This is a genomic window from Frankia sp. AgPm24, from assembly GCF_023243055.1.
Classification (GTDB): domain Bacteria; phylum Actinomycetota; class Actinomycetes; order Frankiales; family Frankiaceae; genus Frankia; species Frankia umida.
Genome location: NZ_JALKFW010000171.1, coordinates 1 through 18,781 on the forward strand (window position 1 = coordinate 1; position 18,781 = coordinate 18,781).

The following is an 18,781-nucleotide window of genomic DNA, read 5'->3' on the forward strand; positions in this document are numbered from 1 at the left end:
ACATAGATCCCGGCGCCGACCAGCGGGGCGAACACCGCCACCACCCGCCAGCCGAGGGCCGCGCCGCGGCGGCGCCCCACCCGGCGCCCCAGCTAGCCCGGCGGCCCGGCCCGCCCCCGGGGCGGGGCCGCGGGCCCGGGGCGGGTGGACCCGGACGTCACGATCACGGTTACCCCTCGGACCCATTGCGCATCATCGGGTGGTACCTGTCATGAACCGAACAGGGGGGCTCCGGCCCGGCGAGCGGCCTGCGAGAATGTGGGTGTGGTGGAGGCTTCGAACCTGCGTGAAGTTGTTCTGCTCGGGTCCACCGGCTCGATCGGAACCCAGGCCATAGACGTCGTGCGACGCAATCCGGAGCGCTTCCGGGTGGTGGCGCTGATGGGTGGCGGGTCCAGGGTCGACCTGCTCGCGGCCCAGGCTCTCGATCTCGGCGTGCAGGCGGTGGGTGTGGCCGCGGCGTCGGCGGCCCAGGATCTGCAGCTCGCCTTCTTCGCCGAGGCGAGTCGGCGGGGTTACCGCAAGGGCGAGTTCGCGGTGCCGAAGATCCTCGCCGGGCCGGACGCGGCCAGTGAGATCGCGGCCTGGCCGTGCGACACGGTGCTCAACGGCATCACCGGGTCGGTGGGTCTGGCTCCGACGCTGTCGGCGCTGGCCGCCGGGCACACGGTGGCGTTGGCGAACAAGGAGTCGCTGGTCGCCGGCGGTCCGCTCGTGCTCGACGCGCTCGGCGGCGACCCGAACCGGCTGGTCCCGGTCGACTCCGAGCACTCGGCGCTGGCCCAGTGCCTGCGCGGCGGCCGGCAGGAGGAGGTGCGCAAGCTGGTCCTCACGGCCAGCGGCGGGCCCTTCCGCGGCCGTCGGCGCGACGAGCTTGCCGCGGTCACCCGGGAGCAGGCGCTGGCCCATCCGACCTGGGACATGGGGCCGGTGGTGACCATCAACTCGGCCACCCTGATGAACAAGGGTCTGGAGCTCATCGAGGCCCACCTGTTCTTCGGCGTTCCCTACGACGACATCGAGGTCGTCGTGCACCCCCAGTCGCTGGTGCACTCGATGGTCGAGTTCACCGACGGTTCCACCATCGCCCAGGTCTCCCCGCCGGACATGCGCCTGCCGATCGCGCTCGCCCTGGGCTGGCCGGACCGGGTGGCCCACGCGCAGCCGCCGATGGACTGGACCCGTGCGCAGGCCCTGACCTTCGAGCCGCTGGACACCACGGCCTTTCCGGCGGTGGACCTGGCCCGTACGGCCGGTCGCCGGGGCGGAACGGCGCCCGCGGTGTTCAATGCGGCCAACGAGGAGGCGGTCGCGGCCTTCCTCGCCGGTCGCCTGCCCTTCGTCCGGATCGTCGATCTGGTGGCCGAGGTGATCTCCGAGCATCAGGTGATCGATCACCCTTCGCTCGAGGAGGTCCTCGCCACCGAGCGGGACGCCCGCGAGACCGCGCAGCGGCTGATCCGGCGCAACAGCGAGCGGGAGGCAGTGTGAGCTGTCCCTGTCGGCGGAGGCCGGCCTGATGGAGATTCTCGGCATCGTGGCGTTCGCCGCCGCACTGCTCGTGTCCGTGGTGGCGCACGAGGCCGGTCATTTCGTGACCGCGCGGCACTACGGCATGAAGGCGTCGAAGTTCTTCGTGGGTTTCGGTCCGACGTTGTGGTCACGTCGCCGCGGCGAGACCGAGTACGGGGTCAAGGCCATCCCGGCCGGCGGTTTCGTGAAGATCGAGGGAATGACGCCGCTGGAGGAGATCGATCCGGCGGACGAGCCGCGGGCGTTCTACAACGCGCCGGCCCGGGCCCGCCTCGTAGTCATGTCAGCCGGGTCGTTCGTGCACTTCGTCATCGCCATGGTGCTGATCTACGGGGTACTGGTCACGATGGGGACCACGCAGATCAGCGAGTCGAAGATCGGGTCGACGAGCTGTGTGGCGGCGACACCGACCTGCGCGGGTCCCGGCCCCGCCGCGGCGGCCGGGCTGCGTCCCGGCGACCGGGTGCGCAGCTTCGACGGCGTGGCCGTGGACAGCTGGGCCCAGTTCACCCGCCAGGTGCGCGAGCACGGCGCCGGCCCGGCGACGCTGGTCGTCCGCCGCGACGGGCGCGACCTCACGCTCACCCCGAACCTCGTCGAGGTCCGGCGCAACCGGCTGACCGGCGCCGCCGGCAACGATCCGGTCGGTGCGCTCGGTGTGCGTCCGGGGACCGAAACGGTGCACTACGGCCCGCTCGCCGCGGTGCCGCACACGTTCTCGGTGATCGGCTCCGGGTTCACCGGGATGTATGACACGCTGACTCATCGCCTCGACGACCTGGGTAAGATCTTCGACAAGGACCGGGACCCAGAGGGTTTCATCAGTGTGGTGGGCGCGGCTCGCATCGGCGGGGATGTCGTGTCGGCGCCGGACAGTTCCGGTGTTGACCGGCTGCGTCAGTTCCTCGTTCTGGTCGCCGCGATCAACCTGGCGGTGGGAATCTTCAACCTGCTCCCGCTGCTTCCGCTGGACGGTGGCCATATCGCCGTCCTGGGCTTCGAACAGGCCCGACATGGCCTGCGCCGGCTGCGGGGATACCGTGGACCTGTCAAAAAGGTGGATTTCGCCAAGCTGCTACCGGCCACGTACGCCACGGTCGTCGTTCTGCTCGGGTTCAGCCTGCTCCTTCTGTCCGCCGACATCATCAATCCCATCCGTCTGAACCAGTGACGCGCACCAGTGGCCCGGCGCGGGTCGGAGGCGACCCGGGCAGTCCGCCGCGTTGCGTACTACTGCCCTGCGTCCCGCAGTCGACAGGCCGAATCAGTCGTACGTCGATCCTTTTTCTCGATTCGCCAGTGAGGACAACGTGACCGTTACTCTGGGCATGCCATCCGCTCCGGCGCGACCGCTCGGTACGCGGCGCAAGAGCCGGCAGATCCACGTGGGCAATGTCCCGGTCGGGGGTGACGCCCCGGTCTCCGTTCAGTCCATGTGCACGACGTTGACCTCGGACGTCAACGCGACCCTGCAGCAGATCGCCGAGCTCACCGCCTCGGGCTGCCAGATCGTCCGGGTGGCGGTACCAAGCCAGGACGATGCCGACGCCCTGGCGGAGATCGCCCGCAAGTCACCGATCCCGATCATCGCCGACATCCACTTCCAGCCGAAGTACGTCTTCGCCGCGATCGATGCCGGCTGCGCCGCGGTCCGCGTCAACCCCGGCAACATCAAGGCCTTCGATGACAAGGTCGGCGAGATCGCCCGCGCGGCCAAGGGCGCCGGCGTCCCGATCCGGATCGGCGTCAACGCCGGTTCGCTCGACAAGCGCCTGCTGGCCAAGTACGGCAAGGCCACCCCGGAGGCGCTCACCGAGTCGGCGCTGTGGGAGTGCTCGCTGTTCGAGGAGCATGACTTCCGCGAGATCAAGATCTCGGTGAAGCACCACGACCCGGTCGTGATGATCCAGGCCTACCGCCTGCTCGCCCAGTCCTGCGACTACCCGCTGCACCTCGGTGTCACCGAGGCCGGCCCCGCGTTCCAGGGGACGGTCAAGTCGTCGGTGGCCTTCGGTGCGCTGCTGTCGGAGGGGATCGGCGACACCATCCGGGTGTCGCTGTCCGCACCGCCGGTGGAGGAGGTCAAGGTCGGCTCCGCCATCCTGGAGTCCCTGGGGCTGCGCGAGCGTAAGCTCGAGATCGTGTCCTGCCCGTCCTGCGGGCGGGCCCAGGTCGATGTCTACACCCTCGCGAACCAGGTCAGCGCCGGCCTGGAGGGCATGGAGGTCCCGTTGCGCGTCGCCGTGATGGGATGTGTGGTGAACGGGCCGGGCGAGGCGCGTGAGGCCGACCTCGGCGTGGCCTCCGGAAACGGCAAGGGTCAGATCTTCGTCCGCGGCGAGGTGATCAAGACGGTGCCGGAGGCACAGATCGTGGAGACCCTCATCGAGGAGGCCATGCGCCTGGCCGAGCAGATGACGGACGCGGGCACCGCCTCCGGCGAGCCCACCGTCTCCGTCAGCTAGTCGGTCCGCCGGATGGGCCTGCCGCTGCGTTCCGCGCCGACGCGTCTGCTCGATGACCGCGATCTTCCCGCGGTGCGTGAGCTGCTGGCCCGCAATCCCGTCGCCGATGTCTTCGTGGCCTCGCGAGTCGAGGCCGCCGGGCTGGACCCCTGGCGCCTCGGCGCCGAGATGTGGGGCCACCTGGTGGACGGACATCTGGCCGCGGTGTGCTACTCCGGAGCCAATCTCTGGCCCGTCGCGGCGGGTCCGGTGTCGGCGAGACTGTTCGCCGAACGGGCCCGCCGCCAGGGCCGGAGATGCTCCTCCGTCGTCGGTCTCTCCTCGTCGGTCATGACGATGTGGCGCTATCTGGAGCCGGTCTGGGGCCGGGCCCGCGAGATCCGCGATGACCAGCCGCTGCTGGTCATCGACGGTCCGCCGCTGGTCGCCCCCGATCCGCTCGTGCGGCCGGTGCGGCCCGACGAGCTGGATGTCCTGCTGCCGGCCTGCATCGCCATGTTCACCGAGGAGATCGGCGTGTCGCCGGTGCTCGCCGACGGCGGCACCCTCTACCGGGCCCGCGTCGCCGAGTTCATCGGCCAACGCCGCTCGTTCGCCCACATCGTCGACGGCCGGGTGCTGTTCAAGGCCGAGGTCGGCGCGGTCGCCGGGGACGTCTGCCAGATCCAGGGGGTCTGGGTCGACCCGGCGCTGCGTGGCCGCGGGCTCGGCGCGGCCGGCACCGCGAGTGTCGTCGCGCTGGCCCGCGCCGCGCTGGCGCCGAAGGTCAGCCTGTACGTGAACGACTTCAACCACGCCGCTCGGCGGGTCTACGAGCGGGTCGGCTTCCAGCGGGTCGACACCTTCGCCTCGATCCTGTTCTGACCCCGTGGTCCTGTTCTGATCCCGTGCTCGACCCCCGGACCACCAGCGTCGCCCGTTTTGCGCTGAATGTGTGGTGATGTGGTGTGAATTGTTGCGCAACCATGTCCGGACGATGGCCGCACATGGCCAGCATCAGGGTCATCTGGCATGCTTACCATCCCGATGACTTCGATCGACTTGCATGGCGCGGGCCGTCGCCCGCGTGAACTGGGGGTTTACATGAAATCGAGCCGCTTGTGGCGTGCTCTGACGCCACTGATCACCGTGGGCGCCGTGGCGCTCGCGCTGGTCGGCTGCTCCAGTTCGGGCAGCGACGGCTCGTCGGTCGACTCGACCAGCTCCACGCCCGGCCAGGTCAGCGGAACGCTCCGGCTGGGCTACTTCCCGAACCTCACCCACGCGCCGGCGCTGTACGGGGTCGAGAAGGGCATCTTCACCAAGGACCTCGGCCCCGGGGTCACGCTGAAGCCCGCGACGTTCAACTCCGGTACGCAGGAGGCCGAGGCGATCCTCTCCGGCGCGATCGACGCCGGCTACATCGGCCCGAACCCCGCGGTCAACAGCTTCATCAAGTCCAACGGTGACGCGATCCGGATCATCTCCGGGGTGACCTCCGGTGGCGCGTCCCTGGTGGTCCGGCCCGAGATCGCCTCGGTCGCCGACCTCAAGGGCAAGACGATCGCCACCCCGGGTCTGGCCAACACGCAGGACGTGGCGCTGCGCTACTTCCTGAAGAAGAACGGCCTCAGGACCGACACCCAGGGCGGCGGTGACGTCTCGATCAAGCCGCAGGACAACTCCCTGACGGTGGACGCCTTCCAGAACAAGGCGATCGACGGCGCCTGGGTGCCCGAGCCGACCGCGTCCCGGCTGGTGGCCGTCGGCGGCAAGGTGCTCGTCAACGAGGCCGACCAGTGGCCCGAGACGAACGGCAAGTTCGTCACCACGCTGCTGATCGTGCGCACCGCCTACCTCAAGAAGAACCCGGAGATCGTCCGGCGCCTCATCACGGCGAACGTGGAGTCGATCAACGGGCTCAACGCCGACCTGGCCGCGGGTGCGACGGTCGCCAACACCGCGCTGGGCAAGCTCACCGGCAAGCCGCTGCCCGACAAGGTGCTCGCCTCGGCCTGGAAGTCGCTCACCTTCACCCCGGACCCGATCGCGAAGTCGCTGCTGCTGTCGGCCCAGCACCAGGAGGAGCTTGGCCTGCTCAAGGGCGCCAAGCTGGACGGGATCTTCGACCTCACCACGCTCAACGACGTCCTGACCAAGCAGGGCAAGGCCACCGTCGCCGATTCCTGATCATTCGTAGGGCGGGCCCCGGTCAGCGCCGGGGCCCGCGACCAGTTCGACCGGGGGAACAACCCATGACCGCAGTCCTGCCCGACACGGCCCTGCGCATCGACGGCGTCAGCCGGTTCTTCGGCACCGGCGCAGCCCAGGTGCAGGCCCTGGACAACGTGAGCCTGGACGTCCGGTCCGGGGAGTTCCTCTGTCTGCTCGGCGCGTCGGGCTGCGGTAAGTCGACCCTGCTCGGGCTGATCGCCGGCCTGGACGCCCCGTCGACCGGCACGGTGGACACCACCGGTCGGCGGACCGGGATGATGTTCCAGGACTCCGCGTTGCTGCCGTGGCTGACCGCCGGCGGCAACGTCGAGGTACCGCTGCGGCTGCGCGGCATCCGCCGGGCCGAACGTCGAGCCCGGGTGGACGAGCTGCTCTCGATGGTCCGCCTCGCCGGGATGGCGGACCGTCGCCCGCACGAGCTCTCCGGTGGGATGCGCCAACGGGTCAGCCTCGCCCGGGCCTTCGCCCAGGAGGCCGACATCCTGTGCATGGACGAGCCGTTCGGCGCGCTCGACGCGATGACCCGGGACCTGTTGCACGACGAGCTCGAACGGATCTGGCGGCAGACCGGGGTCACGGTCATCTTCGTGACCCACGACGTGCGGGAGGCCGTCCGGCTCGGGGACCGCATCGTGCTGCTGTCGTCCCGGCCCGGGCGGGTGGCCGAGGTCTTCGACGTCGACATCGACCGACCACGACGGATCGACTCGACCCAGGTGGCCGAACTCGCCACCCGGGTGACCACTCGGCTGCGTGAGGAGGTCGGCCGTCATGGCCACTGACATCGGCATCAACCGGAGTTCCCTGACCAAGGGCGACACCAGCGCGCCGGGTGACACCCGGACCGCGGCGGACGACCTTGACCCGGGCGTCCTCGCCGGTCTGGACGCGCTGGACATCCCGACCGCGCAGAGCCGACCGCTGGCGGGTCGGGCCTGGGCGGCGGCCTGGCCGAAGATCGGCGCGCTCGTCGTGTTCCTGCTGGTCTGGCAGCTGGTGGTCTGGTCGGGCTGGAAGCCCACCTACGTGCTGCCCGGCCCGGTGTCGGCGTTGCGGGAGTTCGGCAGCCGCCTGGGCACCGGCCACTTCTGGGACGCGCTGGTCCGCACCATCGTGCGGGCGCTCAAGGGCTACGCGCTCGCCGTGGTGATCGGCGGCGCGGTCGGTCTGGCGGTCGCCCGGTTCACCATCCTGCGCACGGCGATCGGATCGTTCATCACCTCACTGCAGACGATGCCCTCGGTCGTCTGGTTCCCGCTGGCCATCCTGCTGTTCAAGCTGAGCGAGTCGGCGATCCTGTTCGTGGTCATCCTCGGCGCGGCCCCCTCGATCGCCAACGGCGTGATCTACGGCGTCGACTATGTGCCGCCGCTGCTGGTCCGGGTGGGCCGCAGCATGGGTGCCCGCGGGTTCTCGCTCTACCGGTACGTCGTGGCGCCGGCGGCGCTGCCCTCGGTGCTGGCCGGGCTCAAGCAGGGCTGGGCCTTCTCCTGGCGCAGTCTGATGGCCGGTGAGCTCCTGGTGATCGTGCCCGGGCATCCGTCGATCGGGGCGGATCTGCAGAACTCCCGCGAGCTGCTCGACGCGGTCGGCGTGATGGCCTCGATGATCACCATCTTCTTCATCGGTGTGGTCGTCGACGCCGCCTTCAACGCCGCCGATCGTCAGCTGCGGGCCCGTCGTGGGCTGGTGGCCGAGGGTAACTCGGCGGTGCGCGCCGCGCAGCGCGGCCGGTCGAGGAACACGGCGGACACGGCGGCGCCCGGGTCCGCCGAGGCCACAGCCGCGGGTTACCCGCCGGCTGGCCCGGGCGCGATCGGCCACGACGGCGGCGGTGCGGATGGTGGTGGTGACGCCGGTCAATCCTGACCGGTCGGCACGTCGGCGCACGTCGCCGGCACAATGGCTGCATGCAGATCTCCGCTCGCGCCGACTACGCGCTGCGCGCACTCCTGACGTTGGCGGCGAGTGACGGGCAACTCGTCAAGGGCGAGTCGCTGGCCCAGGCCCAGGATCTGCCGCTGCGCTTCCTCGAGAACATCCTCACCGACCTGCGTCGGGCGGGGTTCGTCCAGAGTCGGCGCGGGGCCGACGGCGGCTATCAGCTGGGCCGTCCCGCCGACGAGATCACGATCGCCTCGGTGATCCGGGTGACCGACGGTCCGCTGGCCAGTGTGCGTGGCCGACGTCCGGAGGACGCCCACTACGAGGGCGCCGCCAAGAACCTGCAGGACGTGTGGATCGCCGTCCGGGTGAACCTGCGCCGGGTGCTGGAGAACGTGACCCTCGCGGACGTCGCCGGTGGCCGGCTGCCCGAGATCGTCACCTCGCTCAGCGGTGAGCCCGGCGCGTGGAGCGCGCGCTGAGACCACGCCCGCGCCAGCACCTCTACCGAGCCGCGACCGCGACCAGGTGAGATCCGCACCGCGGCGGACGCGGGGGTCCGGGCCCGTCGGTCAGGTCGCACCGGGCAGGGCACGGCTGGCGGTGGCCGGCGACGCGCCGGCGGCCAGCCGGGCCCGCTGGGCCCGCAGCGCCATCCCGGCCAGCGCGTCGACGGTGAGTGCCCGCAGGTCGGTGCCGACCTGCGCGGTGGCGTCGTGGGCGGCGGCCGCGCAGACGTCCTCGACCTGGCCCAGCAGGCGCAGGGCGGTGGGCACGTCGACCGGTGTGGTCGGCAGCCGGTAGGCGGCCAGTGCCGGCACCGGCGCGCCACCGCGCGCCTCGATCTGGGCGATCAGCTGGTCGCGTAGCCGCAGATGGGCCAGCCAGCCCTCGCGGGCGCGCTGGCGGGCGAGCGCGCCCGCCGCTGTCGCCGCCTGTGGGGCGAGCGCCCCGCCGGCCGTGGCGGTCGCATAGATCGCGCCATGGCTGGCCGCGAGCATGGTGGTCAGGGCCCGCAGGATGGCTGCCTGCGGTGGCGGTGCGGCCACCCGCGTCGCCGTCGGGTTCGCCGCCGAGGCCGCTGATGTCGCCGATGCGGTCGCGGCGGGCGAGGCCGTCGGTGTGGTCGTCGGTGTGGTCGTCGCCGTGGCCAGGGCGGGGTCGCCGTCCCGGTCGAGCAGTTCGCTCTGGGCGCTCCCGGCGGCGAACAGGCTCGCGAACAGGGGGGCGAGCAGCCCACTGACCTCGAGGGCGTCGCCGCGGGCCGCGGTGGCGGCGGCGCTCTCGGCGCCGTGCAGGGTCTGGATCGTGGCGTGGAGCGCGGCGGGCGAGTCGTCGGTGCCGGCCGGCGGCAGGTCCGCCGACACCTCGCCGGTCGCCTGGGTCGGCGCCGCGGTGGTGGGGCGCCCGGCGGGTCCGGTCGCCGTGGCGGGAGGGGCGGTCGTGGGGGCGGCCGCCGGGACCTGCGCGGCGACGGTGGTGACAACGACCTCGTGATGGTCGCGCAGGGTGTCGAACAGGGCACGCCGCGCCGGATGTCGCTGGGCGGCCGCGCCGTAGGCGACCGCGAGCGCCGCCGCGCGGGTGACCGCGGCCCGGGCGGCGGCCACATCCGCGGCCGACAGGGCCCGCCCGGGCACGCCGGCTCCGGTCGATCCGGTCCTGGAACAGCCGGCACCGGTGGCCGCGGCCAGCGCGATCGCGCCCAGCCCCGCCAGAACCCGCCGCCGGGAGGCGGGTGTGCGCTGCGCGGAGTCCACGGTCAGCAAGCTTCGCACACCGCACGGGTGATGCCCCGCGCACGCCGACGTCGGCGACCCGTGATGGTGTGTTCGGACCCCACGCGAGTGCCCCCGTGAGCCGGCCGATCTCCGCCTCGGGTGGGCGGCGGATGGCCCGTCCACGGGGGGACGTACCCTGGGAATCTCATTCGTTGACGCCGACCACCGCGCACGAGGCGCGGGTGTCACCTCAATGGCCGTCCCGTGCCCCGTGACATGAGCTGCGTGGCAGTGCTCGGTGCCGGTGCCACTCGCCCTGCACGGTTGGGCGGGTCCTGGGCGCGGAGCGTCACGAACCAGGGCGTATCGGTGGGGCGCGGGTCCCGGTCCGGGCGTTCGGCCGCCGCGAGTGCTCCGCCGCTCTGTGCGGCGGTGGTGCCGACGGCGTCGAGCGGCCCGTGAGCCGGGTCGGCGAGATGATCGGATGAACGGATGCGGGAAGGGACAAGGCAGGTGTCAGGCGCGGGGGACTCCGGTTCCGGGCGGGGGAAAGGCCGGGGTGCGGCCGGGGCGGGCCGGCACTCCGGTGCGGTGGTGCGTCCGCAGGTGCGGGCCAGGCTGGAGACCAGCCTGGCCGAGGCGGGTTTCGATCTCGAAGATGTGGTGGTGACCAAGGCCGGCGCGCGCAGCGTGGTCCGGGTGGTGGTGGACCGCGACGGCGGCATCGATCTGGACGCGGTGGCCGAGGCCAGCCGGGCCGTCTCGGAGCTGCTCGACGCGGCCGAGGCGGCCGGTGAGCCACTGACCGGCGGCGCCTATGTGCTCGAGGTCACGTCGCCGGGTGTGGATCGTCCGCTGACCCGGCCGCGGCACTGGCGGCGGGCCGTGGGTCGCCTGGTGACCGTGCGGGACCTCGAGGACGTCGAGGTCTCGGGCCGGGTGGTGTCCGCCGACGAGACCGGGGCAGAGCTCTCGGTGGCGGTCGGGCCGGCCAGGCGGGGTCGTCCCCAGCCGCGCCGGATCGACCGGATCGCGTTCGAGCGGGTGGCCCGGGCCACGGTCGAGGTGGAGTTCTCCGCCACCGAGTACGATGATCTTACCGATGCGCCGTCCTCGGCACCGGATGACGATCTCGATCCGCCGGCCGATCCGGATCCGATGACCAGTGACGAGGGCCGTCAGGTCGGCGCCGAAAGCGCGGCCGGTGAGGAGATGACCCGGTGAAGCTCGACGTGGCCGCACTGCGCGGGATCGAGCGGGAGAAGGAGATCTCCTTCGAAACCCTGCTGCAGGCGCTGGAGACCGCCCTGCTCACGGCCTACCACCACACCCCGGGCTCCGCGCCGGACGCCCGGGTGGTCATCGACCGCACCAGCGGCGAGGTGGCGGTGCTCGCCCGCGAGCAGGGGCCCGACGGCGCCAGCCGGGAGTACGACGACACACCGGACGACTTCGGCCGGATCGCCACGATGACCGCCAAGCAGGTCATCATGCAGCGGCTGCGGGAGGCTCGCCAGGAGGCGACCTACGGCCAGTACGCCGACCGGGAGCACGAGATCGTCTCCGGTGTGGTGCAGCACCACGAGCAGCGAGCCGGTTCCAAGGTGGTCCTGGTCGACCTCGGCACGATCGAGGGCGTGCTGCCGCCGGCCGAGCAGGTGCCCGGCGAGCGGCTCGAGCACGGTGACCGGATCAAGTGCTACGTGGTGCACGTCGCCCGGGGCATGCACGGGCCGACCGTCACGTTGTCGCGCACCCATCCCGAACTGGTCAAGGGTCTGTTCCGGCTCGAGGTCCCCGAAGTCGCCGACGGGACGGTGGAGCTGGCCGCGATCGCCCGTGAGGCCGGTCACCGCAGCAAGATCGCCGTGCGGTCGAAGGTGGCGGGGGTGAACCCGAAGGGGGCGTGTATCGGGCCGATGGGCGCCCGGGTGCGCGCGGTCATGGCCGAACTACGCGGTGAGAAGATCGACATCGTGGACTGGTCGGCGGACCCGGCGACGTTCGTCGGCAGCGCGCTGTCACCGGCCCGGGTGGCCCGGGTCGACGTGACGGACCTGGCCAGTCGCTCGGCCCGGGTGGTCGTTCCCGACTACCAGCTGTCGCTGGCGATCGGTCGAGAAGGGCAGAACGCCCGGCTCGCCGCCCGGCTGACCGGCTGGCGTATCGACATCCACTCCGACGCGGAAGGTCCGACGGCGGAGGCGGAGCCGGCCGGCGACGCCCCGGCCGTGCGCCGATCTTCCGCGACCGGCGGCCCCTCCCGGGGGCGGGCGGGATAGACTGGTGATGGCGTGCCGTGCGGAACCCATCCGTACCTGTATTGGATGTCGAAGCCGCGCGCCGAGTTCCGATCTCCTGCGTATCGTCGTGGACGGTGCCGAGCTCCTGCCGGATGCTCGTCGTCGGCTGCGTGGCCGGGGTGCGCACCTGCATCCGGATCAGGCGTGTCTCGAGCTCGCGGAGCGTCGCAAGGCGTTCCCGCGGGCCCTGCGTGTGCCGGGTCCACTGGAGGCGGAGCGGATCAGGCGGTACCTGGAACAGCTCGGTTCCGGCGCGGTCGACCCGGTGACGCGGGTTGGTCGCCCGGAGCGGCCGTCGGGGTCCCGGCTGGCCGAGAAATCGGGTAAAGAAAGAGGGGCACCGCGCGGCAGCGGGGTGTCGGCAGGGAGGGCTCGGGCATCGGCGGTAGCCGGCATCCGGCCAGGTACACAGGCGGCGCCACATGACGTCGACACGGAAGCAGGTCGAGACAGCGATGATCGCTCAATGAGCACCCAGCCATGATCACGACCGGCAGGTAACGAGGTCACGCGGGCACGGACCGCGGGCCGATAGAAGGAGCACCGTGGCAGGAAAGGCCCGCGTACACGAGCTCGCCAAGGAGCTTGGTGTCGACAGCAAGACCGTTCTCGCCAAGCTGAAAGATCTCGGTGAGTTCGTGAAGTCCGCCTCGTCCACTGTCGAGGCACCCGTCGTGCGCAAGCTCAAGGAGGCGTTCCCGGCCGAGGGTGGTGCCGCCGGTGGCGGTCGCCCCGGTGGCCGGCCCGCCGGCAACGGAGCCCGTCCGGGCCCGCCGCCGCGTCCCGGCCCCGCACCGCGTCCCGGCCCCCGGCCGGTTCCCGGTCGCCCTGGTCCCGTTCCGGCCCGACCGGCTCCCGCGTCCGGGCCGTCCGCGCCCGCGGCGCCCGCACCGTCGGTGCAGGCCGCGCCCAGCCCCGTCGTGGCGCCGGTGAGTCCGCCGAGCCCGGCGCCGGTGGCGGCACCTCGTCCCGTGGCGGCCAGCGCCGCGGCGCCCGCCGCACCGGCGGCGCCCGCGGCACCGTCCGCGCCCGCGGCACCCGCGTCGACTCCGGCGGCGGCAGGTCCGCGCCCCGGCGCGCCGGCGGCCCCGGGTGGCCGGTCCCGTCCGGGTGGCCCCGGTGGCTCGGCTCCGGCCGGGCCCGGTGGCGCCCCGGCTGGTGGCGCGCCCCGGCCAGGCCCGCGTCCGGGTCCCCGGCCGCGCTCGCCCGGTAACAACCCCTACACGACACCGTCCGCCGGGCCCCGCCCGTCGGGCGCTCAGTCCGGTGGTCAGTCCCCGGCCTCGCCGCCGCGTGCCGGTGGTCCGCGGCCGGGTCCGCGCCCCGGTGGCTCGCGTCCCGGTGGCGCTGGCCCCGGCGGTCCCGGTGGGCCTCGTCCCTCGCCCGGCTCGGTTCCGCCGCGGCCCGGTTCGCGCCCCGGTGGCCAGGGCAGCGGCATGCCGCCGCGTCCGGGTGGCAGCGGTGGCCCGCGTCCGGGTGGCAGCGGTGGTCCGCGCCCGAACGCGAACATGTTCCAGCCTCGTCCGGCCGGCGGCGCTCCCGGGCGTCCCGGTGGTGGCGGCGGTGGCGGCGGCGCTCCCGGGCGTCCCGGTGGCGGCGGCGGCGGCGCACGTCCCGGCGGCTTCGCCGGGCGTGGCGGTGCGCCGGGTCGTCCCGGTGGCGGCGGCGGTGCCGGTGCCGGTGCGCCGGGTCGTCCCGGTGGCGGCGGTGGCGGTCGGCCGGCGGCCGGCGGTCGCGGTCGCGGCGGTACCACGGCGGGCGCGTTCGGCCCCGGTGGGCGTGGGCGTCCCGGACGCCAGCGCAAGTCCAAGCGGGCGAAGCGGCAGGAATGGGAGAGCGGCCTGGAGGCGCCGCGGATGGGCGCGATGGTCCCCCGTGGCAACGGGCAGGCCATTCGTCTTCCGCGCGGCGCTTCACTGGCGGACTTCGCTGACAAGATCGACGCGAACCCCGGTGCGCTGGTCCAGGTCGTGTTCACCCAGCTCGGCGAGATGGTGACCGCGACGCAGTCCTGCACCGACGAGACGCTGCAGCTGCTGGGCGTCACCCTCGGCTACGAGGTGCAGATCGTCAGCCCCGAGGACGAGGACAAGGAGCTGCTGGAAAGCTTCGACCTGTCCTTCGGTGGGGCGTACGGGGACGACGTCGAGCTCGTCACCCGGCCGCCGGTCGTGACCGTCATGGGTCACGTCGACCACGGTAAGACGAAGCTGCTCGACGCCATCCGGTTCACCGACGTGGTCGCGGGTGAGGCCGGTGGCATCACCCAGCACATCGGTGCCTACCAGGTGCGGGCGACGGTCGACGGTTCCGACCGGCCGATCACCTTCATCGACACCCCGGGCCACGAGACCTTCACCGCCATGCGTGCCCGTGGTGCCCAGGTCACCGACATCGTGGTCCTGGTCGTCGCGGCGGACGACGGCGTGAAGCCGCAGACCATCGAGGCGCTCAACCACGCCCAGGCGGCGAACGTGCCGGTCGTCGTGGCTGTCAACAAGATCGACAAGGAGGGCGCGGACCCGGCCAAGGTCCGCGGCCAGCTCACCGAGTACGGCCTGGTCGCCGAGGAGTACGGCGGCGACACGATGTTCGTCGACGTCTCCGCCCGTAACCGGGTCAACATCGACGGTCTGCTCGAGGCCATCGTGCTCACCGCCGACGCCTCGCTGGACCTGCGGGCGCCGACGGACAGCGAGGCCCAGGGTGTCGCGATCGAAGGTCGTCTCGACCGTGGTCGCGGCCCGGTGGCGACGGTGCTCGTCCAGCGCGGCACGCTGCGCGTCGGTGACTCGGTCGTCGCCGGCGAGGCGTTCGGCCGGGTGCGCGCCATGCTCGACGAGCATGGCGACCAGGTGACCGAGGCGGGTCCGGCCCGTCCGGTGCAGGTGCTCGGCTTCACGAGCGTTCCCGACGCCGGGGACAACTTCCTCGTGGTGCCCGAGGACCGGGTGGCCCGTCAGATCGCCGAGCGCCGCCAGGCCCGCGAGCGCAACGCCGAGCTCGCGCTCAGCCGTGGCCGTCCGACGCTGGAGAACATCCTCGAGCGGATGAAGGAAGGCGAGAAGACCCAGCTCAACCTCATCCTCAAGGGCGATGTCTCCGGTTCGGTCGAGGCCCTCGAGGACGCCCTGCTCAAGATCGATGTGGGCGACGAGGTGGGTCTGCGGATCATCGACCGCGGTGTCGGTGCGATCACCGAGACGAACGTGATGCTGGCATCGGCGTCCGACGCGGTGATCATCGGCTTCAACGTCCGGCCGCAGGGCAAGGCGACGGAGCTGGCCGACCGCGAGGGCGTCGAGGTCCGCTACTACTCGGTGATCTACCAGGCCATCGAGGACATCGAGAACGCGCTCAAGGGCATGCTCAAGCCGGTCTACGAGGAGGCCCAGCTCGGCACCGCCGAGGTCCGGGAGGTCTTCCGGGTGCCGCGCATCGGCAACGTCGCGGGTTCGCTGGTCCGCTCCGGGATCATCCGGCGCAACGTCAAGGCCCGCCTCATCCGCGATGGCGTGGTCGTGGCGGACAACCTCACGGTCGAGTCGCTCAAGCGGTTCAAGGACGACGCCACCGAGGTGCGCGAGGGCTACGAGTGCGGTATCGGGCTCGGGTCGTTCAACGACATCAAGGTGGACGACATCATCGAGGCCTTCGAGCAGCGGGAGGTTCCCCGCACCTGAGGCACCACACGTCGCCGGGGCCGGTCGGATCGGCCGGCCCCGGCGGTGGTGGCGCCCCGTCCGACGGGGATGTCATGTGGATCGCGAGTCTGAGCCTTGATCTCCTTCTCGGGGACGTGCACTCCCTGAAGGAGAAGCGGTCCGTGGTGCGGCCGATCGTGGCCGAGCTGCGCCGTCGCTTCGCGGTCAGTGTGGCCGAGACCGGTCAGCTCGACCTGCATCGCCGCGCGGAGATCGGCGTGGCGGTCGTGGCCGCGGACCGTGGCCACTGCATGGAGGTACTGCGCGCCTGCGAGCAGCTTGTCGCGCAGCGCCCGGAAGTCGACGTTCTCGCCGCCCGCGAACGGGTGTTCACCGAGGACGACGCGGATGGTGCGTCCTTCCCGGATCCGGCCGTCCGGTAGCGGACGGGGCCCGCGGGGACGACGACGGACATGTGAACGAGGAGGTGGACGGTGGCGGATCCAGCCCGGGCGCGCCGGTTGGCGGTGCGCATCCGTGAGGTGGTCGCGTCCATGTTGGAACGCGGCGTCAAGGATCCTCGACTCGGCATGGTCACGGTGACCGATGTCCGGGTCAGCCCGGACCTGGTGGACGCGACGGTCTTCTACACCGTCTACGGCGGCGAGGCCGACCGGCAGGCCTCGGCCGAGGCGCTGGAGTCGGCCCGCGGACTGCTGCGCAGCCAGGTGGGCCGGGCCACCGGGGTGAAGAACACCCCGACCCTGACCTTCGTGCACGACCGGCTGCCCGATGACGCCCGTCATCTCGAGGATCTGATCAGTGTGGCGCGGGCACGCGACGCCCGGCTGGTGGAGGTCCGTCGGGACGCGAGCCCCGCCGGCGAGGAGGATCCCTATCGACGTCCGCGGGTGATCGACGAGGACGACCCGCTCGAGGATGATGACGCCGTGGACGAGGGTACCGACGACAGCCGCGGGTACCTCGACGATCGGGATCGCGACGCGGTCGGCGACCTTGATGTGACAGGCCGTTAGAGGAAGGCTCGCGGGTCGGCGGGCACGGCGAGGGAGACGGGCGATGATCGATCGGAGCGGCCCCGCGGCGGACCGGGCGGCACTCGTCGGGCTGCTACGCGAAACCATCGCCGCCGGTGAGGAGATCCTGCTGGCGGCGCACGTCGCCCCGGACGCCGACAGCCTCGGTTCGGCGCTGGCCCTGGGGCTGGCGCTGCGCCGTCTGGGCGCCCGGGTCCGGGTGTCCTTCGACGCCGAACCGTTCGCGGTGCCCCGCACGCTGCGTTTCCTCGCCGGCCAGGAGCTGCTGGTCGACCCGGCCGCGATCGGCGTCGCCCCCTACCTGGTCGTCACCCTGGACGCCGACAGCCCGGCACGCCTGGGTCGGCTCGCCGCGGCGGCCACGGCACCCGGCACGCGGACCGTGGTGATCGACCATCACCCGTCCAACACCCGCTTCGGCGCCGTCAACCTGGTCGACAGCACGGCCGCGGCGACCAGCGTGCTGGCCGTCGACGTCATCGACGCGCTCGGCGTGCCGTTGGACGTCGACATGGCCGCCGCCCTCTACGCCGGCCTGGTCACCGACACCGGATCGTTTCGCTCCGCCGCGACGACGGCCGCGGAGCACCGGCTGGCCGCCCGCCTGCTGGAGACCGGCATCCGCCACGACCTGATCAGCCGGGACCTGTGGGACGACCATCCCTTCGGCTACGTCCAGCTGCTGGGCTCGGTGCTCGGGCGGGCCCGCCTCGAACCCGAGCACGACCTGGTCTGGAGCTGGTGTGAGCAGCGGGATCTGCTGGCGGCCGGCCTCGCCCCGGACGAGATCCAGGGGTTCATCGACATCCTGCGCTCGGTGTCGGACGCGGAGGTCGCGTTGATCTGCCGGCAGGACAGCACCGGCTGGAACGTGTCGGTGCGCTCACGCGGTGGCCTCGACGTCGGCGCCGTGTGCGTGACCCTCGGCGGCGGCGGGCACCGGCTGGCCGCGGGCTTCCGCTCCACCGCCGAACTCGTCTCGCTGATGGACCAGGTACGCGCGGCGTTGGCACCGGCCACGGCGTTGGGAGCCCGGTGAGTCCGCACGGACGCGGCACCGGCCCGCAGGTGGACGGCCTGCTCGTCCTCGACAAGCCGGCCGGCTGCACCTCCCATGACGTGGTCGCGCGGGCCCGACGGATTCTGGGGCAGCGCCGGATCGGTCACGCCGGCACCCTCGACCCGATGGCGACCGGGGTGCTGTTGCTCGGCGCCGGACGCGCCACCCGGCTGCTGGGCCATCTCGCGCTGACGGACAAGACCTACACGGCGACGATCCGCCTCGGCCGGACGACCACCACCGACGACGCGCAGGGCGAGCCGCTGGTGGACCGGCCGGTCGACGTCGACGACGTGGCGCTGCTCCGGGAGCTGGGCGCGCTCACCGGTGCGATCGACCAGGTGCCCTCGAGCGTGAGCGCGGTGAAGGTCGACGGTGTGCGGGCCTACGCCCGGGTCCGCGCCGGAGAGCAGGTGGAACTCGCCGCCCGGCGGGTCACGGTGCACCGCTTCGACCTGCTGGCGCGCCGCGGCGACGACCTCGACGTGGTGGTGGACTGCTCCAGCGGTACCTACATCCGGGCGCTCGCGCGTGATCTCGGGTCGGCGCTGGGATGCGGGGGGCATCTGGTGGCGCTGCGGCGCACCGTCGTGGGTCCCTTCGAGCTGGCGGCGGCGGTGAGTCTGGACACCTTCGCGCAGCGGGGAGCGGCGGCGCTCACACCGCTGGGGGAGGCGGTGTCGACCAGCTTCGCCCGCCGTGAGGTCGCCGGCGCGCAGGCTGTCGACGTCACCCACGGCCGGCGCCTGACGCCGCTGGGACAACCCGGTACCTACGGGGTGTTCGACCCGGACGGGACGGTGCTGGCGCTGGTGGAGGAGACCGCCGACACCGTCCGCTCGCTGGTCGTGTTCGCCCCGGCCTGAGGTGGATATCCGGTCGCGGTGACCGGGGCGCCG

The 18,781-nt window shown here is 72.3% G+C and carries 17 protein-coding genes and 1 pseudogene; 17 read left to right on the forward strand and 1 reads right to left on the reverse strand.

Features of this window, described 5'->3' with window-relative positions:
• Positions 1 to 267 precede the first annotated feature (267 nt).
• From dxr to MXD61_RS11115, 8 genes are all read left to right on the forward strand, one after another.
• Positions 268 to 1,491 carry a 1-deoxy-D-xylulose-5-phosphate reductoisomerase gene (gene dxr, locus MXD61_RS11080; RefSeq protein ID WP_248812778.1) on the forward strand — a complete coding sequence of 408 codons (1,224 nt, stop codon included), beginning with the start codon at positions 268 to 270 and terminating at the stop codon, positions 1,489 to 1,491.
• Positions 1,492 to 1,519: 28 nt separating this feature from the next.
• On the forward strand, positions 1,520 to 2,704 hold the full coding sequence (locus MXD61_RS11085; RefSeq protein ID WP_248812754.1) for an RIP metalloprotease: 1,185 nt from the start codon (positions 1,520 to 1,522) through the stop codon (positions 2,702 to 2,704).
• 139 nt (positions 2,705 to 2,843) lie between these two features.
• Positions 2,844 to 3,998, forward strand: a complete 1,155-nt coding sequence (gene ispG, locus MXD61_RS11090) for a flavodoxin-dependent (E)-4-hydroxy-3-methylbut-2-enyl-diphosphate synthase (RefSeq protein WP_248812755.1) — start codon at positions 2,844 to 2,846, stop codon at positions 3,996 to 3,998.
• 12 nt (positions 3,999 to 4,010) lie between these two features.
• Positions 4,011 to 4,862: a GNAT family N-acetyltransferase gene (locus tag MXD61_RS11095; protein WP_163547007.1), complete on the forward strand. Its 852-nt coding sequence runs from the start codon at positions 4,011 to 4,013 to the stop codon at positions 4,860 to 4,862.
• Between the two features lie 219 nt (positions 4,863 to 5,081).
• Complete coding sequence (locus MXD61_RS11100; RefSeq protein ID WP_248812756.1) at positions 5,082 to 6,167, forward strand: ABC transporter substrate-binding protein; 1,086 nt, start codon at positions 5,082 to 5,084, stop codon at positions 6,165 to 6,167.
• 65 nt (positions 6,168 to 6,232) lie between these two features.
• Entirely contained in the window at positions 6,233 to 6,994 is a 762-nt protein-coding gene (locus MXD61_RS11105) for an ABC transporter ATP-binding protein (protein ID WP_248812757.1), read from the forward strand.
• On the forward strand, positions 6,984 to 8,081 hold the full coding sequence (locus MXD61_RS11110) for an ABC transporter permease (protein ID WP_248812758.1): 1,098 nt from the start codon (positions 6,984 to 6,986) through the stop codon (positions 8,079 to 8,081). The genes MXD61_RS11105 and MXD61_RS11110 overlap by 11 nt, the downstream gene beginning before the upstream one ends.
• Before the next feature lie 41 nt (positions 8,082 to 8,122).
• Entirely contained in the window at positions 8,123 to 8,578 is a 456-nt protein-coding gene (locus MXD61_RS11115; protein WP_248812759.1) for an Rrf2 family transcriptional regulator, read from the forward strand.
• Positions 8,579 to 8,668: 90 nt separating this feature from the next.
• Here the strand turns inward: MXD61_RS11115 and MXD61_RS28440 are convergent, their stop codons facing one another.
• Positions 8,669 to 9,856, reverse strand: coding sequence for a DUF4439 domain-containing protein (locus MXD61_RS28440; RefSeq protein ID WP_248812760.1), 1,188 nt, complete (start codon positions 9,854 to 9,856; stop codon positions 8,669 to 8,671).
• Between the two features lie 474 nt (positions 9,857 to 10,330).
• Here MXD61_RS28440 and rimP point away from each other — a divergent pair, with 474 nt between their 5' ends.
• From rimP to truB, 9 genes and pseudogenes are all read left to right on the forward strand, one after another.
• On the forward strand, positions 10,331 to 11,041 hold the full coding sequence (rimP, locus tag MXD61_RS11125) for a ribosome maturation factor RimP (protein ID WP_248812761.1): 711 nt from the start codon (positions 10,331 to 10,333) through the stop codon (positions 11,039 to 11,041).
• Positions 11,038 to 12,099, forward strand: coding sequence for a transcription termination factor NusA (gene nusA / locus MXD61_RS11130; protein ID WP_248812762.1), 1,062 nt, complete (start codon positions 11,038 to 11,040; stop codon positions 12,097 to 12,099). The genes rimP and nusA overlap by 4 nt, the downstream gene beginning before the upstream one ends.
• Positions 12,100 to 12,106: 7 nt before the next feature.
• A complete protein-coding gene (locus tag MXD61_RS11135; RefSeq protein WP_248812763.1) occupies positions 12,107 to 12,604 on the forward strand; it encodes a YlxR family protein in 498 nt (165 codons plus the stop codon).
• Between the two features lie 61 nt (positions 12,605 to 12,665).
• Positions 12,666 to 12,809, forward strand: a pseudogene (locus MXD61_RS28825) (translation initiation factor IF-2 N-terminal domain-containing protein); the annotation flags it as partial.
• Positions 12,795 to 15,803: a translation initiation factor IF-2 gene (gene infB / locus MXD61_RS11140; RefSeq protein ID WP_374628801.1), complete on the forward strand. Its 3,009-nt coding sequence runs from the start codon at positions 12,795 to 12,797 to the stop codon at positions 15,801 to 15,803. The pseudogene MXD61_RS28825 and the gene infB, both read left to right, overlap by 15 nt.
• Before the next feature lie 74 nt (positions 15,804 to 15,877).
• Positions 15,878 to 16,207, forward strand: a complete 330-nt coding sequence (locus MXD61_RS11145) for a DUF503 domain-containing protein (RefSeq protein ID WP_248812765.1) — start codon at positions 15,878 to 15,880, stop codon at positions 16,205 to 16,207.
• Positions 16,208 to 16,258: 51 nt separating this feature from the next.
• Entirely contained in the window at positions 16,259 to 16,801 is a 543-nt protein-coding gene (gene rbfA / locus MXD61_RS11150) for a 30S ribosome-binding factor RbfA (RefSeq protein WP_248812766.1), read from the forward strand.
• A 43-nt stretch (positions 16,802 to 16,844) separates the two neighbouring features.
• Positions 16,845 to 17,861, forward strand: a complete 1,017-nt coding sequence (locus tag MXD61_RS11155; protein WP_248812767.1) for a bifunctional oligoribonuclease/PAP phosphatase NrnA — start codon at positions 16,845 to 16,847, stop codon at positions 17,859 to 17,861.
• Entirely contained in the window at positions 17,858 to 18,748 is an 891-nt protein-coding gene (truB, locus tag MXD61_RS11160) for a tRNA pseudouridine(55) synthase TruB (RefSeq protein ID WP_248812768.1), read from the forward strand. The genes MXD61_RS11155 and truB overlap by 4 nt, the downstream gene beginning before the upstream one ends.
• The last annotated feature ends 33 nt before the right edge of the window (positions 18,749 to 18,781 follow it).

Excerpts from the sequence above, each read along its gene's own strand:
- MXD61_RS11100 (WP_248812756.1), top strand. The coding sequence starts at position 5,082 with ATGAAATCGAGCCGCTTGTGGCGTGCTCTGACGCCACTGATCACCGTG.
- MXD61_RS11110 (WP_248812758.1), top strand. The coding sequence starts at position 6,984 with ATGGCCACTGACATCGGCATCAACCGGAGTTCCCTGACCAAGGGCGAC.
- MXD61_RS11115 (WP_248812759.1), top strand. The coding sequence starts at position 8,123 with ATGCAGATCTCCGCTCGCGCCGACTACGCGCTGCGCGCACTCCTGACG.
- MXD61_RS11155 (WP_248812767.1), top strand. The coding sequence starts at position 16,845 with ATGATCGATCGGAGCGGCCCCGCGGCGGACCGGGCGGCACTCGTCGGG.
- MXD61_RS11085 (WP_248812754.1), top strand. The coding sequence starts at position 1,520 with ATGGAGATTCTCGGCATCGTGGCGTTCGCCGCCGCACTGCTCGTGTCC.
- MXD61_RS11135 (WP_248812763.1), top strand. The coding sequence starts at position 12,107 with ATGGCGTGCCGTGCGGAACCCATCCGTACCTGTATTGGATGTCGAAGC.
- MXD61_RS11095 (WP_163547007.1), top strand. The coding sequence starts at position 4,011 with ATGGGCCTGCCGCTGCGTTCCGCGCCGACGCGTCTGCTCGATGACCGC.
- MXD61_RS11105 (WP_248812757.1), top strand. The coding sequence starts at position 6,233 with ATGACCGCAGTCCTGCCCGACACGGCCCTGCGCATCGACGGCGTCAGC.
- MXD61_RS11145 (WP_248812765.1), top strand. The coding sequence starts at position 15,878 with ATGTGGATCGCGAGTCTGAGCCTTGATCTCCTTCTCGGGGACGTGCAC.